The 14,612-nt window shown below is 69.7% G+C and carries 12 protein-coding genes; 7 read left to right on the plus strand and 5 right to left on the minus strand.

Features of this window, described 5'->3' with window-relative positions:
- Positions 1 to 13 precede the first annotated feature (13 nt).
- The 4 genes from nirB to HOV91_RS14370 all read left to right on the plus strand — a co-directional run bounded on the left by nirB (position 14) and on the right by HOV91_RS14370 (position 4,993).
- Positions 14 to 2,539 carry a nitrite reductase large subunit NirB gene (nirB, locus tag HOV91_RS14355; protein ID WP_174185876.1) on the plus strand — a complete coding sequence of 842 codons (2,526 nt, stop codon included), beginning with the start codon at positions 14 to 16 and terminating at the stop codon, positions 2,537 to 2,539.
- Positions 2,540 to 2,603: 64 nt separating this feature from the next.
- Positions 2,604 to 3,005: a nitrite reductase small subunit NirD gene (gene nirD / locus HOV91_RS14360; RefSeq protein WP_174185877.1), complete on the plus strand. Its 402-nt coding sequence runs from the start codon at positions 2,604 to 2,606 to the stop codon at positions 3,003 to 3,005.
- A 6-nt stretch (positions 3,006 to 3,011) separates the two neighbouring features.
- Entirely contained in the window at positions 3,012 to 4,253 is a 1,242-nt protein-coding gene (locus tag HOV91_RS14365; protein ID WP_174185878.1) for a uroporphyrinogen-III synthase, read from the plus strand.
- Positions 4,250 to 4,993 (plus strand): sirohydrochlorin chelatase, encoded by a 744-nt coding sequence (locus HOV91_RS14370; RefSeq protein ID WP_174185879.1) that lies wholly within the window; start codon positions 4,250 to 4,252, stop codon positions 4,991 to 4,993. The genes HOV91_RS14365 and HOV91_RS14370 overlap by 4 nt, the downstream gene beginning before the upstream one ends.
- Before the next feature lie 174 nt (positions 4,994 to 5,167).
- Here the strand turns inward: HOV91_RS14370 and HOV91_RS14375 are convergent, their stop codons facing one another.
- The gene (locus HOV91_RS14375; RefSeq protein ID WP_174185880.1) at positions 5,168 to 6,211 is read right to left on the minus strand and encodes a GlxA family transcriptional regulator; all 1,044 of its coding nucleotides are present in this window, start codon (positions 6,209 to 6,211) and stop codon (positions 5,168 to 5,170) included.
- Positions 6,212 to 6,352: 141 nt separating this feature from the next.
- Between HOV91_RS14375 and HOV91_RS14380 the strand changes: the two genes are divergently transcribed.
- Positions 6,353 to 7,264, plus strand: a complete 912-nt coding sequence (locus HOV91_RS14380) for an NAD-dependent epimerase/dehydratase family protein (RefSeq protein ID WP_174185881.1) — start codon at positions 6,353 to 6,355, stop codon at positions 7,262 to 7,264.
- 23 nt (positions 7,265 to 7,287) lie between these two features.
- Here HOV91_RS14380 and HOV91_RS14385 read toward each other — a convergent pair whose 3' ends face one another.
- A complete protein-coding gene (locus tag HOV91_RS14385) occupies positions 7,288 to 9,570 on the minus strand; it encodes a hypothetical protein (RefSeq protein WP_174185882.1) in 2,283 nt (760 codons plus the stop codon).
- Positions 9,571 to 9,960: 390 nt separating this feature from the next.
- Here HOV91_RS14385 and HOV91_RS14390 point away from each other — a divergent pair, with 390 nt between their 5' ends.
- Positions 9,961 to 10,290, plus strand: a complete 330-nt coding sequence (locus tag HOV91_RS14390) for a TfoX/Sxy family protein (RefSeq protein ID WP_174185883.1) — start codon at positions 9,961 to 9,963, stop codon at positions 10,288 to 10,290.
- 6 nt (positions 10,291 to 10,296) lie between these two features.
- Here the strand turns inward: HOV91_RS14390 and HOV91_RS14395 are convergent, their stop codons facing one another.
- Both HOV91_RS14395 and HOV91_RS14400 read right to left on the minus strand, forming a co-directional pair.
- A complete protein-coding gene (locus tag HOV91_RS14395) occupies positions 10,297 to 12,000 on the minus strand; it encodes a metallophosphoesterase (protein WP_174185884.1) in 1,704 nt (567 codons plus the stop codon).
- A gap of 224 nt (positions 12,001 to 12,224) precedes the next feature.
- Positions 12,225 to 12,932, minus strand: a complete 708-nt coding sequence (locus HOV91_RS14400) for a TetR/AcrR family transcriptional regulator (protein ID WP_312884612.1) — start codon at positions 12,930 to 12,932, stop codon at positions 12,225 to 12,227.
- 149 nt (positions 12,933 to 13,081) lie between these two features.
- On the opposite strand from HOV91_RS14400, the gene HOV91_RS14405 reads away from it, so the two are divergent.
- Complete coding sequence (locus tag HOV91_RS14405) at positions 13,082 to 13,528, plus strand: cupin domain-containing protein (protein ID WP_174185885.1); 447 nt, start codon at positions 13,082 to 13,084, stop codon at positions 13,526 to 13,528.
- A gap of 200 nt (positions 13,529 to 13,728) precedes the next feature.
- Here the strand turns inward: HOV91_RS14405 and HOV91_RS14410 are convergent, their stop codons facing one another.
- Complete coding sequence (locus tag HOV91_RS14410) at positions 13,729 to 14,457, minus strand: TVP38/TMEM64 family protein (RefSeq protein WP_174185886.1); 729 nt, start codon at positions 14,455 to 14,457, stop codon at positions 13,729 to 13,731.
- Between the last annotated feature and the right edge of the window lie 155 nt (positions 14,458 to 14,612).

A 14,612-nucleotide genomic window follows, 5' to 3' on the forward strand; every position in this document is an offset into this window, starting at 1 on the left:
GGAGGACCCACAGATGAACCCCACAGTCGCTCGCAAGACCGCGGTGGTCGTCGGCCATGGCATGGTCGGGCACCGGTTCGTCGAGGCGCTGCGCTCGCGCGACACCGAAGGCCGCTGGCAGGTCATCGTGCTCAGCGAGGAGCAGCTGCCCGCCTACGACCGCGTCGGCCTCTCGGCCTACGTCGGCAGCTGGGACGCGAGCGCGCTCGCGCTGCCCGGCAACGAGTACGCCGGTGACGAGCTGGTCGAGCTGCGGCTGGGTCAGCGCGCCGAGTCGATCGACCGGGCCGCCCGCAAGGTGACGACGTCGGCGGGCGACATCCTCGCCTACGACGCGCTCGTGCTGGCCACCGGTTCCTACCCGTTCGTCCCGCCGGTGCCCGGCCACGACCACCCCGAGTGCTTCGTCTACCGCACCCTCGACGACCTCGACGGCATCCGCGCGGCCGCCGAAGCCGCCGGTCCCGGCGCGGCGGGCGTGGTGGTCGGCGGCGGCCTGCTGGGCTTGGAGGCCGCCAACGCGCTGCGTCTGCTCGGGCTCACCCCGCACGTGGTCGAGTTCAACACCCGGCTGATGCCCGCCCAGGTCGACGAGGGCGGCGGCGCCATCCTGGAGCGGCTGGTCACCGATCTCGGCCTGGAGGTGCACACCGGTGTCGGCACCTCCGCGATCGAGCAGACCGACAAGGGACTGAAGGTCACGCTGTCCGACGAGACGGTGATCGAAGCCGGGCTCGTGGTGTTCTCCGCCGGTGTGCGCCCCCGCGACCAGATCGCCCGCGACGCGGGACTGGAGGTCGGCCCGCGCGGCGGCATCATCACCGACCTGGGCTTGCAGACCTCCGACCCGAACATCTGGGCCATCGGCGAGTGCGCCGCCGTCGAGGGCGTGTGCTACGGCCTGGTCGCGCCGGGCTACAGCACCGCCGAGATCGTCGCGGACCGCCTGCTGGGCGGCGCCGGCGAGTTCCCCGGCGCGGACATGTCGACCAAGCTCAAGCTCCTGGGTGTCGACGTGGCCAGCTTCGGTGACGCGCACGGCGTCACCGAGGGCGCGCTGTCGGTCGTGCTGCACGACGCGGCCAAGGGCACCTACGCCAAGCTCGTGGTCTCCGACGACGCCAAGATCCTGCTCGGCGGCATCCTGGTCGGCGACGCCACCGCCTACTCGGCGCTGCGCCCGCTGGTCGGCCGTCCGCTGCCCGCCGAACCGGCCGCGCTGATCTCGCCCGCGGGCGCCGAGCTGGGCGCCGACTCGCTGCCCGACGACGCGCAGATCTGCTCGTGCAACAACGTGTCGAAGGGCGCGATCTGCGGGGCGATCGCCGATGGCGCCTGCGACGTCCCGGCGATCAAGAGCTGCACCAGCGCCGGAACCTCCTGCGGCGGTTGCGTTCCCATGCTGAAGAAGCTGCTCGAGCAGTCCGGCGTGGAGATGTCCAAGGCGCTGTGCGAGCACTTCGAGCAGTCGCGCGCCGAGCTGTTCCAGATCGTGCAGGTCACCGGCATCCGCACCTTCTCCGGCCTGATCGCCAAGTACGGCAAGGGCACGGGTTGCGACATCTGCAAGCCGACCGTCGCGTCCATCCTGGCCTCCACCTCCAGCGAACACATCCTCGACGGCGAACAGGCCGCGCTGCAGGACACCAACGACCACTTCCTGGCCAACCTGCAGAAGAACGGCACCTACTCGGTGGTGCCGCGGATGCCCGGTGGCGAGGTCACCGCCGAGCAGTTGATCACCATCGGTGAGGTGGCCAAGGAATTCGGCCTGTACGTGAAGGTCACCGGCGGCCAGCGCATCGACCTGTTCGGCGCGCGCGTCGAGCAGTTGCCGCTGATCTGGAAGCGGCTGGTCGACGCGGGCATGGAATCCGGCCACGCGTACGGCAAGTCGCTGCGCACCGTGAAGAGCTGCGTCGGCTCGACCTGGTGCCGTTACGGTCAGCAGGACTCGGTCGGCATGGCCGTGCTGCTGGAGAAGCGCTACCGCGGCCTGCGCTCGCCGCACAAGCTGAAGCTGGCGGTGTCCGGCTGCGCCCGCGAGTGCGCCGAGGCGCGTGGCAAGGACGTCGGCGTGATCGCCACCGAGAACGGCTGGAACCTCTACGTCGGCGGCAACGGCGGCCTCACCCCCAAGCACGCGGTGCTGCTGGCCGGTGAACTCGACGACGAGACGCTGATCAAGTACATCGACCGGTATCTGATGTTCTACATCCGCACCGCTGATCGTTTGCAGCGCACCGCTCCGTGGCAGGAAGCGCTGGAAGGCGGCATGGATTACCTCAAGCAGGTGATCTGCGAGGACAGCCTCGGCATCGCCGAGGATCTGGAGGCGGCGATGGCTCAGCATGTCGCCGGTTACCGCGACGAATGGGCCGCGGTGCTGGACGACGAAGAGAAGCTGTCTCGCTTCGTGTCGTTCGTCAACGCCCCGGAGGAAGCCGATCCCACGATTTCCTTCGATGAATCCGGTGAGCGGAAGGTTCCCGTGCTGCTCGGACTGCCGGAAGTCCCGGTCGCCACGCAGGGGAAATGACCGCTTAACCGCTTGGAAACAGAACGTCGGTACCAATGAGTAAGGCGTTTGGAGGATGACACCGATGACCGTGATCGATACCCCCGGCATTGCCACAGCTACCACCACCGGGTGGACGCAGGCCTGCCGTCTCGACTACCTGATTCCCGGCCGCGGCGTTGCGGTGTTGCTGAAAGGTGGCCGACAGGCCGCCCTTTTCCTGCTCGAGAACGGCATGCTGTATGCCGTCGGCAATATCGATCCGATCGGACGGGCGGCGGTCATGTCGCGCGGGATCGTCGGCGATCGCGGTGGAGTGCCCGTCGTGGCCTCGCCGCTGCTGAAGCAGGCCTTCTCTCTGGTCGACGGGCGTTGCCTGGACGACGAATCGGCGATGCTGCCGGTGTACGCGGTGCGCGTGGACGACGGCATCGTTTCGATTTCCAACGAGCCGGTCGCCACCGCGCTCGCGTCCTCGGATGGATGAACGCCAATGACAACAGTTGACGCGGGCGCGAGCCTGGCCGGATTCACCGTGGGCATCACGGCGGCCCGGCGGGCGGAGGAATTCGCCACCCTGCTGGAACGACGGGGCGCGACCATCGTCTCGGCGCCGGCGATCCGGATCATCCCGCTGGCCGACGACAACGAGCTGGAGCGGGTGACCCGGCAGCTGATCGCCGATCCGCCGCAGATCACCGTGGCGACCACGGGAATCGGCTTCCGCGGATGGATGGAGGCGGCCGAAGGCTGGGGCCTCGCCGAGGACCTGCGCGAGACGTTGGGCACCACCCGGATGCTCGCGCGCGGCCCGAAGGCCAAGGGCGCCATCCGCGCCGCGGAACTGCGCGAGGAATGGTCGCCTGCCTCCGAGTCGTCCGCCGAAGTGCTCGATCACCTGCTCGCCGAGGGCGTCGAGGGCGTCCGGATCGCCGTGCAGTTGCACGGGGCCACCACGGAGTGGGAGCCGGTGCCCGACTTCTGCGAGGTCCTGCGCTGCGCGGGCGCGGATGTCGTGCCGGTGCCGGTGTACCGCTGGGTGCCGCCGGAGGACCAGGGGCCGATGGATCACCTCATCGAGGCGATCGTCACCTCCGGGATGGATTGCGTGACATTCACCAGCGCACCCGCCGTGGCGTCGATGTTGATGCGCGCCAAGGAAACCGGGCTGCTGGAAGGACTGCTGTACGCGCTGCGCGGCCGGGTGCTGCCCGCCTGCGTCGGCCCGATCACGGCGGCGCCGCTGGAGGAACTCGGGGTGCCCACCTCGATGCCGGGCCGGGCCCGGCTCGGCGCGCTGGCCCGCCACGTCGCCGAGGAACTGCCGCGCCGTGCCAACCGGATCCACGCCGCGGGGCACATCATCAGCGTGCGCGGCGCGTGCGTGGTGGTCGACGGTCAGGTGCGTCAGCTGGCGCCCGCGCCGATGGCCCTGATGCGCTCGCTGGCCCGCCAGCCCGGCCGGGTCGTCTCCCGCGAGGACCTGCTCGCCGCGCTACCCGGCGGCGGGGACGACACGCACGCGGTGGAAACCGCCATCGCCCGGCTGCGCGCCGGGCTCGGCACGCCGAAGGCGATCCAGACCGTGGTCAAACGCGGGTACCGGCTCGCGCTGGACCCGGCGGAATGTACCGACAACAACCCACGGCCCACCGCGACAGGAGGCCCCCAGGTGCCCGGCGTCGGAATTCCGACCCGGGCACCTCGGCACATCCAGGCTGCGGGGAACTGGTGACCGCGCCCGCCTTGGTGCTGGTGGCCCACGGCACCCGCAGCACCAAGGGCGTGCAGATGATCGCCGCGCTCGCCGAGGCCGTGACGAAGGAACTCGGTGCCGGGACCGGCACCGGGGAAACCCCTTGGGTGCGGACCGCTTTCGTCGACGTGCTCGGTCCTTCGCCGTCCGAAGTGCTGCGCGATCTGGTGACCCCGACCGGGGAATCGGTTCCCGCCGTGGTGATCCCGGCCTTCCTCGCCTCGGGGTATCACGTCTACCAGGACGTGCCGCGCGAGGTGGCCGAGAGCGCCCATCCGTCGGTGTCGGTCACACCCGCCATGGGTCCGGATCCGGCGCTGGCCCGCATCATGGCGATGCGTCTGCGCGCGGCGGGCTGGACTCCGGGTGACGCGGTGGTCTTCGCCGCCGCGGGGTCCTCGGACGCCCGAGCCCGCCAGGATGTCCGGCGCGCGGCCGCGCTGCTGGCCGAACGCCTCGGCGTGCCGGTTCGTATCGGTTACGTCGCGACCGGTGCGCCGCGCGTGCCGGACGTTGTCGCCGAACTGCGTGCGGCAGGCACGGGCCGCGTTTTCGTCGCGTCGTATCTCCTGGCACACGGTCTGTTCCAGCAGCGACTGCACGAGGCGGGCGCCGACGGCGTCGCCGAGCCCATCGGCGTGCACCCGGCGGTGGTCCGGTTGATCGCCCAGCGCTACCGCGTCGCCGCGGGGGAAATGGTCCGGGCGCGGGTTCGCTGACTATCGGGTGGTTCCCGCCGCGTAATCGGAGGAGCATCGCCACGCCGAGCGCATCGGTCGGTGTGCGCGGCGGCTGCCTTTCCGGTCGCGGGTGACCAGCCGTCGCGTGGATCGACCCGTCGGCGCACCTACAGAGCGGGGGGATCGGTCGGGCCCATCCGGTGCCGCTTCTCGTCATCGTCGTCGTGTGTACGCACCGCCACCGCCATCGCCGCCCGCCTCCGGATCGAATGATCGATTTCGGGACGCCGCTGTTCCTTCCCGCCCCGCTCCCGGTGAGCGGGTGAACGACGCGCGGTAACTGCTCGGTGGCACCCCGACATGCCGGATCATGTGCTGGCGCAGCGACTCCGCCGAGCCGATACCGCTGTGCCTGGCCACCTGGTCCATCGGCAGTGTGGTGGATTCCAGCAGCTCCCTGGCGCGTTGCAGGCGCTGGTGCAGCAGCCATCTGCGCGGGCTGAGACCGGTCTCCTCGTGGAAGCGGCGGGTGAGCGTGCGAACGCTGGTGCGCGCGTGCGCGGCCAGGTCCTCCAGCGACAGCGGTAGGTCCAGTCGGCGCAGCGCCCAGGCGCGGGTATCGGCGAGCGTGACGCCGTTCTCGGCGGGCAGCGGCGCGTCGACGAACTGGGCTTGCCCGCCGGGCCGTACCGGGGTGACGACGGCGGTGCGTGCGGCGGCGTTCGCCACCGTCGCTCCGTAGTCGGCACGGATCAGGTGCAGGCACAGGTCGATTCCGGCCGCCGCGCCCGCGGCGGTGGTGATCGTGCCGTCTTCGATGAACAGCGCGTCGCTGCGGACCGACACGTCCGGGTGGTTCGCCGCCAGTTCGTCGGCGAGCGCCCAGTGTGTGGTGGCGGTGCGACCCGCCAGTAGTCCCGCCTGTGCCAGGACGAAGGCGCCGCTACAGATCGAGGTGACGCGCTTGCCCGCGGCCACCGCGCGACGCAGGGCGCTGAGCGTGGCGGCGTCGGCGTCGGCGCGGCTGCCGGTGCTCGGCACGATGACGATGTCGGCTTCCTCGATCGTCTCCAGCCCGCGGGAGACCACTACGTCGAACCCGCCCAGACCGGCGGGCAGCACACCGGGCGCTGCGGTGCACACCAGGACGCGGTAGCCGGGTTCGCCGTCCACCAGCGCGGCGCCGAGCACTGTTTCCGGCATGGACAAGTCGAAAGCCTTCACCGGGGGAACCGCGACGACGGCGACAGTCAGCATGGCTCGATCCTTGGGATAGTTGGCAATCCGGCCAGTAGCCTACCCGCTTGCGCGACGGCAGGCTGAGTAGCACGCGATCGGCGAACGGCACGCGAGGTGCCACCGAACGTGTGGATACCGTTGTCCTAGAGAGGGATTCGTATGCCTACGCAGGTCATCGTCGGCCGGGGTGCCACCGCTTCGGCCACCGCGGCGCTACTGGCCGAGTCCGGCGACCGGGTGCGCATGGTCAGCCGCAGCGGTGCGGGCCCCGCGCACCCGAACATCGAGCGCGTCGCGCTGGACGCGGTCGACTCCGCCGCGCTGGCCGGGCTTGCCGAACGCGCCGACACCGTGTTCAACATGGCCATGCCCGCGTATCACACCTGGCCGCAGGCCATTCCGCCGCTGTTCGGCTCGATCAGGGCCGCCGCGGAGCAGGTCGGCGCGACCTACGTGATGCTGGGCAACCTGTACGGCTACGGCCCCGCCGACGGTCCGCTCACCGAGCAGTCACCGCTGGCCGCCACGGGACCGAAAGGCCTCGTACGCGCCAGGATGTGGCAGGAGGCCGAACAGGCGCACCGCGCGGGCCGGGTGCGTGCGGTCGAGGTGCGGGCGGGGCAATTCCTGGGCCCCGGTGCGGTGTCGCTGTTCTCGCTGCTGGTCCAGCCGAGTATCCGCGAGGGACGGTTGGCGCTGCTGCCGCAGGCGCTCGACCTGCCGCATGCCTACACCGCGGTCGGTGACGCCGCCGCGGCGGCGGTCGCGGTCGCGCGCGACGAACGCGCTTGGGGCCGGGCCTGGCACGCGCCGACCATCACCGCGACCGTGCGCGAGCTGGCCGGACGGTTCGCCGCGGCGGCCGGGGCGCCCGAGCCGCACCTGGCGGTGATGAGCGATCGGGAGCTGGCGCTGCTGGCGATCACCGATCCGTTCTGGCCGGAATTGTTCGAGACCTATCACATGTCGTACGCGCCCTTCACGGTCGACGACTCGGCCATCCGCGACACGTTCGGCCTGACGGCTTCCGATCCGGACGAAGTGTTCGCGGACGTGGTGCGCGCCGCCTGATCGCCGACCCTGGCCGACCTCCGCTACGGGTTCCAGGGGTCGAGTCCGCCGTCGGGGTCCAAGTGATCGAGGTTGGCTACTCGCCTGGCCGATCGCATCAGCGCTTCGCGGTTGATGTCGTTCGGATTCTCGTAGTACGTCCGGGCCGCGTCCTGGTGCATGGTCGCGACCCGGTGACCGATCCACCACCGGGTGTCGCGGCCCGCGTTGTCCCACTCGTCCGGCGTGATCGCCGCGCGCAGTGCCCGGTCCGAATGCCAGTTCTGCTCGACCCGCTGCACGAACGCACGGTCGATGGTGGCGTTGGGGGCGGGCGCGTTGCTGTGCCGGACGAAGCTGTCGGCCGAGATGACGGCCTGAGCGGCGAAGGCCTCGTGGGCTTCGTGGCCCACATGGTTGTCGACCGCCCACGCCGCCGCGATCGCCTTCTGCAACGGCGCGAAGCTGTACGGATTCTGCGACGCCGTCGATTCTTGGACGGAGTATGCCGTCAGCGCGTTGGTGACCATCTCGTGGGACGCGCCGGAGGAGAGCAGGACGGCATGGATACGCGAATCGGGAACCTTGTTGTCGCGCAGCACTTTGAAGGCACGGGAGACGCCGAGCTGGGTGTGGATGCCCCCCACGGCCGTCGCCGCGTTGACCGCGACACCCCGCCAGTTCGTTCGGGCGAGCTGATGCTCGATGTATCCCTCTTCGCGGCTGGTCAGGATTCTGTTGGTGGAGCGTTCGATCCTGCGTCGTGTGCTGGCCAGCGGGTTCAACGGATTGACCCGGCCTCCGGCGAGCCATGCCGTCACCGGCGACGCGTTGATGGCGTTGAGCGTGGTGAGTGTGCTCACCAACCCCATCCCGGGTGCGGTCTTCGTGCTGCTGCCCGCGCCGCCCATGCCGAGGGCGGTGCCGCTGTTGCCTGCCGACTTGCTCGCACCCTGGATCGCGAGACCGAATCGGTTGGCGATCCAGTCGTTGCCGCGACTCAGGCCGCTGCTGAGGCGTTTGAGCTGGAATATGGCGACGATCTCGACGGTGCCCGCGATGATGATCACCGCCATCACCTGGCCGCGCGCCTGCGCGAACAGGTTGCCCATGAACAGTATGTAGACCCCGAGGAAAATGGTGTAGGCCGTCATTCGCGCCGCCGCGACGAAGCCGTCCACGACATTGCGGACCAGGAATGTCTGCGTGGGGCCGTATACGAATCCGCCCGCGGCGAAGCCGAAGATCGACATGAAGCCGTGGTAGATCGTGTCCAGCGCGGCCTTGATGACCTTGAGGCCGAGATACATCGCGAAGAGCAACAGGATGCCGCCGCAGGCCAGCAGCATGAGCCCGGTGGCGACCTGGCCCATGGACGGGTTCTCGGCCTTCGCGTGCGCCGCGCTGTCTCCGCATGCCTTCAAGCCGCTGATCACCCGGGCGTCGTCCCCGGCGGCCACCCCGGCCGACCACGCCGATCGGCAGGACGGCCGCTGGTCGACGGTATGCCCGAAGTTCCAGACCTGCAGCGGTTGCCGGGCGAAATTGTCGGCCAGGTCGCTCTGCATGGTCGTCACCAATTGGGTCGGATTCGGATCCGAGTTCCCGTTCAAGCCGGCGGCGACCGAGATACCGAGATTGCGACCCTGGGCCAGCAGCCCGTGCGAGGACAGCACTTCCGCCAAGGGCTCGGCCAGGAATATCGGCCCCAGCAGCGCCACCCCCACCATCGTCACCACCTGCATGGTGGCCTTCGCGTGGTAGCCGCGAGCGATGAAGTACGCGACGAAGAACGCGCCGATGGTCGCCGCGGTGAGCAGCATGATCGGGGTCGCGATCTGCGATGTCAGAGCGTCGGCCACGCCGCGCAACGCCGCGCTGAACATGTCCAGCCACCGGAAGCTCAACGCGTAGCCGATCAACCAGATCGCCGTCGTCACAATGGCTATGTAACCGATGAATTCCAAGCCCAGTACGGCCCACAGGATGGTGGCGCGCGGCTTGAACAGGCTCTCGTCGCCGGTCGTGAACCGATAGTCGGACAGCGGTATGCCCGACGAATCGCGGATGTTCATCCAGCTGAGTCCGTCGATCTGGGATGTCCCAGGCGTGGCTCCCGCCGCGTCCTGGGCGACGGCCAGCGCACCGACGAAGCCGGGAAAGACGACGAGCGCGAAGAGGGTCAGCGCGAGCCAGGTCACCCGGCGGCGCCAAGCGCTCGTGCCGAAGCGCAGCCACCGGTGCGGCAGACCACCGGGGAAGGGGAATTCGGGGACTCGAATCGAATGCCGCTCGGGCGACCGATGGCGGACAGTGCGTGATCGCACCGCTGGGGGGCTGATGTGCACGGAAGAGTCCTTAGTCCCGTCTCGCGGGCGCAGCCGAGTGCGACCTCTGAAACTGGTTGCGCGCGAGGGGCATCGGTGATGCGTACCCCCGTCTCATGCTCTGTATTACAGACAGGTACGGAAACATCCGCTTGAACGTCCAATGACATCCAGGCGGCCCGGGAGTGTACGTACGTAGCCTCTGCGTAACATTCGTAGGATGTCAATCCGGCTGTGGTGCAGTATTTTTCAGTACGGCCCGGACGCTCGATCAGCAGAAGCCCGCGCCCGGAACTGCGCAGATATCGGCCAACTCGGGCGCGCGGAGGACACGAAGTCGCCGGGTGGCGGAAACGCGGATCCGTCGTACCTCAGGTGAAGAATGCCGCTATGGCATACGACGAAGAGTTGGCCGAGCGAATCCGCGAACTGATCCCGCCCGGCCCCGAGCTCACCGAGCAGAAGATGTTCGGCGGCCTGGCGTTCCTGATCGGCGGCAATATGGCGGTCGCCGCGAGCGGGCAGGGCGGCCTGCTGGTGCGGGTCGATCGCGACGAGGGCGAACGGCTGCTCGGTGACGCGGTGCAGCCCATGGTCATGGGCGGGCGCGAGATGGTCGGCTGGTTGCGGGTCACCGGCGTCGACGACGACGAAGTGCTGCGGGAATGGGTCGAGCGCGGCGTCGCCTACGCCCGGACCCTCCCGCCGAAGAAGAAATAGCCCGGCTCAGGGCCGGACTTGCCGCCGGAACAGCACGCGGTCGAATTCGCGGCCGTACTCGTCCACCGCGACCACGTCCATCTCGCTGGCGAAGACGCCGGGCCGGACGTCGACGCGCAGGAACGAGTAGTTCCGGAAGCGGACCCGTGACCAGGGGGCGGCTTCGTCCTGCTTATCGCCGTCCGGCGTCCAGACGTAGCTGTTCGGCACCGTGGTATCGGGTATCTCGTTGCCTCGGAAACTTTCTCGTGATCCCGGCTGGAAGTCGTAGCGTGGGCGTCCGCCACCGCCCACGGTGTAGTAGACGGTCCCGTCGGTCTCCGGGTAGACGATCGAGTTGTCGCCCGCCACCTTGGTCGCCTGTCCGCCCCGGATCGGGTCGGTGCGCTCGTAGACGTGGTTGTGGCCTTGCAGCACCAGATCCACCTGGTAGCGGTCGAACAATCCCACCCACGCGTCCCGCACACCGCCGTCGCTGGCGTGTGCTTCGGTGGTCGAATACGCGCAGTGGTGGAAGAAGCAGACGATGAAGTCGATGTCGGGGTCGGCGCGGTAGGCGGCCAAGGTGCGCTCCACCCAACCGGTCTGCGCGCCATCGGAATAGCCGGTGTTCGCGCGGATCTCGTAGGAGACGTCGTTGGCGTCCAGGGAGAGCACCGCGACGTTGCCGTAGGTGAACGAGTACGCCGCCGGGCAGCCTGCCGGACCGTTGCCGGGGAGATCCAGCCGCGCCAGGTGCCCGCCATAGCCGTGGTCGCCGTAGGTCGCCTCCATATCGTGGTTGCCGGTGGCGAACATCCACGGTGTCTGCGCGGCGCTGGGCTCGATGGCGTTGAAGTAGACGTCCCAGACGTAAGGGTTGTACTTGTCGAACCCGCTCGCGGGCCGCGCTCCGTGCGCGACGAACTGGCCCGGCTTGCCCGCGCCGGACGGGTCGGCATAGGCGATGTCACCGGCGAGGATATGGAAGTCGGGACGAGCGGCGGCGATCTGACGCAGCACGTTGCTCGCGTGCGGTGCGGCCGGATCGTTGTCGGCCTTGTAGTACTTGTCGTCGTAGTCGCCGGGAGCTACGCCGTCCGGGCGCGCCGGGGTCTCGTCGGTGCCCTGGTCGCCCATCATGGTGAAGCGGAAAGGAAGGACCGCGGGGCGTCCGGAGGGCATCGCGGGCGCGGCGGCGCGGATGTCGCCGGCGAATCCGTCGGAGGTTCGCCAGCGGTAGAAGTGCGGCACCCGGCCGGGCAGGCCGTCCACCGGGGCGTGCACGTAATACTGCTCGGCCGCGAGCACGCCGCCGTCAGCCGTGGGTACCTGGGTGAGCAGGTTGCGCACTTCGGCCTCCACCGTGGCGCCCAACGCGGGGGTCGGTCCGTGGTCGAGGTACACCGTGGCGCCCGCCGGGCGCCGCGACAGCTGCGCCGCGAAACGCAACTGACTGGCCGCCTCCGGACCGAACGCGACGCGACGTCCACCCACCGCGAGCTGGGCCTCTTCGGCGTAGGCGCGCCTGCCGAACGGTGCCGTGCCGATCGCGGCCACGGCGGCCGCCGCCGCGGCGCCGCGCAGGACGTTGCGCCGCGAGACCGGATGACGGCGCAGGTAGGCGCGATGCCATTCGTGCTGCTCGGCGATGGTCATGTGGGCAGCGAGACCGCCGGGTACTCCGGTGTCGGGAACGTCGCCTGCTGGATTCAGCGGTGTGGACGGCATACCGCCGATGCTGTACCGGCCGGGTGCGCCGGAGCAACTCGACACCGCACCGCGGGCGGGAATACCCGGTGAACAGCGGGACTCGCCACCGTGCGCATCGCGGCGATCCGGGGAGTTGCCGGACATGCGGAAATGCGCACCGCCCGCGCAGGTTTCGCGTGCGCCAGGGTTCGGCACTCGTCGAAGGTGCGGTCGAACGATTCGGGGCGGATCCGCGCTCGGGCCTACCGCAGTGGCTGATCCGTGGTGCTCGATGGGGGCGGTGACTGCGCCGGGTCCGTGGGTGTACCGAGGGAGAACGGGAAGACCGGCGCAGCGCTCCACGGAAAGCTCGTCGCACCCCGCCGCGCTCGCTCGGCGACAGCTGCCAGCGGTTCGTTGTTCCCGGTCAGCCGGAGGATGGTTCGCTCCATGGCGGGCAGGATTTCGGCGATGTCGAGACCGTCGTTCGCGAAGCGGCCGATCAGCGCGTAGATCATGTTGGTCAGCACGAGCGCGAGGTCCGCGGCGTACTCGGGATCCACGTCGGTGAACATCGCCCCGGCGGCGGGCAGCACAGCATCGAAGCCTTGGGCGTCGAGTCGTCGGCCACCAGGGGTGGATCGCGCGCGATAGTAGGCGTCGAGCATCCGCGGATTTCGTTCCCACGGCTCGAATACGTAGCGCAGCAACCGGATCAGGCCATCGGCCAGCGTCTCACCTTCGATCGGCGGGGCGGGGGTGGCATAGGTGTTGGTCGCCATCCAGCGCTCGACCGCCGCGAGCATCAGCTCGTCGCGGGTGGGGTACCGCTTGTAGACCGTCGCGAGGGAGACATGCGCCTTCCGGGCCACCGCCCGCAGTTGAACCGCGTCGTAGCCGTCCGACTCGAGCATCGACACCACGGCGTCGATGATCTTCGCCGCCGAATCCTCTTCGTCTGTCCGGGCCACGTACGTACGGTAATCCAGTGCTCTGATCGCGGACACTCACCACGACAGGGGCGTCGCCGGGCAGCCTGTCGATCCAGCGGGGCGGGATGGTCGCCCGTTGGCGGTGACGAGGTGTTCCGGTGCGGCGCCGCCGTGGCTAGGCTGCGGGGATGACGCTCTTTCTCCGCGTCGCCGCGGTGCCGGTCGTCCTGGCCGGCGCGCTGGTGAGTGCGGCGCACGCCGACGCGACGCCCGGTAGCGACATCGCGGCCGTCACTCTCGGCCAGGCCCAGATTCCCGCCGGACTACTTCCGTTCGTGGCGGGCACCGATCTCGTCGTGCGCGAGATCACGATCGGCCCCGGCGGCTCCACCGGCTGGCATTACCACCTCGGCCCGGTCTTCGGTTTCGTCCGCTCGGGCACGCTCACCCACCCCGGTCCCGACTGCGAGGCTCCGGTCTACCGCACCGGCGAGTTCATCTACGAGCCCGCGGGCGAATGGAACGTCCACGTCGGCCTGAACCTCGGTGCCGAACCGCTCGTGCTCGACGTCGTCTACGCCCCACCCACCGGTCAGCCGCTGTTCGTCGACGCGCCCGCCCCACCCTGCGCGTAGGACGGGCTTCTCGCCGCCGCCTGCTCGAGGGTCTCGTACGCACCGCGTCGCCGGGGCAGGCGAGCGACCGGGCATCCCGGTCCGCTCGGGTTCGCCGCCGACAGCTGGTGCCCGGCCCTCACCCACAGCTGCGGCGTAGCGCCGAATCAGCCGTCCGGCTCCGGAGCGCGATCTCAGCTGTCCGGCTCCGGAGCGTGATCTCAGCCGTTCGGCTCCGAAGCGTGATCCGGCACCGCTGCGCGCTCCCGGCGAGCGCCGCGCCAGCTCCGATATCCGCGGTGTGCGGCCAAGGCTCCGACGACGGCGGTGGCGCACCACACCGCGATCGCGGTGTAGGCCAGCGGGCCGGACAGGTCGCCGATCGAGGCGCCGAGCGCGGTGTAGACGAAGGCGCGCGGCGCCGAGCCGATGAACGAGCCGACGGCCATCTGCCACAGCGGGACTCCGAATGCCCCGAACACGTACGACGCGAGCGCATCCGAGATGCCCGGGACGAAGCGCTGCCCGACGACGGCCCACAAGCCGCGCCGCTCGATCTGTGCGTCGATGCGCTCGGCCCGCTCGGCGCCGAGCAGCCCGCGCGCACTTTCCCGGCCTGCCCGCCGCCCCAGGAAGCTGGTGATGAGCGCCGTGCCCACCGCGGAGCCCAGCGTCACGAACGTCCCCACCAGCGGCCCGAACAGCAGACCGCTCCCAGCGGCCAGCAGCGTGCCGGGGACGAAGACGGCCCCGAGCACAGCCGACACCACCACATAGACCAACGGCGCCGCAGGCCCGGTCGCCGCGACCACACCGCGCACACCCTCCACGTCGATCACCCGTGCGACGGCGACGAGATAGAACATCCCGATCAGGAACCCGGCGAACAGCGCGAGCCGCGCGATGTGCAGCCGTCGTCCCTCCGCGAAGGAGTCGTCTTTGTCGGTCATGATGAGCGCAATCCTGCCGCATCCTGGCCACGCCCCTCGAATCGACTCGGACAGGGCCCTTCGGGTGGCGGATGCCGCAGCGGGGTGCCGTTGCTCTCGATGTTTCAGCCGGAGGGTGGGTCGCGGGGGAGGAGGGGGCCGCTGTCTCTTATACA

This window comes from Nocardia barduliensis (assembly GCF_013315795.1).
Taxonomy (GTDB): Bacteria; Actinomycetota; Actinomycetes; order Mycobacteriales; family Mycobacteriaceae; genus Nocardia; species Nocardia barduliensis.

Coding starts and splice junctions, on each gene's coding strand:
- HOV91_RS14365 (WP_174185878.1), top strand. CDS start 3,012: ATGACAACAGTTGACGCGGGCGCGAGCCTGGCCGGATTCACCGTGGGC.
- nirB (WP_174185876.1), top strand. CDS start 14: ATGAACCCCACAGTCGCTCGCAAGACCGCGGTGGTCGTCGGCCATGGC.
- HOV91_RS14395 (WP_174185884.1), bottom strand. CDS start 12,000: ATGCCGTCCACACCGCTGAATCCAGCAGGCGACGTTCCCGACACCGGA.
- HOV91_RS14375 (WP_174185880.1), bottom strand. CDS start 6,211: ATGCTGACTGTCGCCGTCGTCGCGGTTCCCCCGGTGAAGGCTTTCGAC.
- HOV91_RS14405 (WP_174185885.1), top strand. CDS start 13,082: ATGACGCTCTTTCTCCGCGTCGCCGCGGTGCCGGTCGTCCTGGCCGGC.
- nirD (WP_174185877.1), top strand. CDS start 2,604: ATGACCGTGATCGATACCCCCGGCATTGCCACAGCTACCACCACCGGG.
- HOV91_RS14380 (WP_174185881.1), top strand. CDS start 6,353: ATGCCTACGCAGGTCATCGTCGGCCGGGGTGCCACCGCTTCGGCCACC.
- HOV91_RS14410 (WP_174185886.1), bottom strand. CDS start 14,457: ATGACCGACAAAGACGACTCCTTCGCGGAGGGACGACGGCTGCACATC.
- HOV91_RS14390 (WP_174185883.1), top strand. CDS start 9,961: ATGGCATACGACGAAGAGTTGGCCGAGCGAATCCGCGAACTGATCCCG.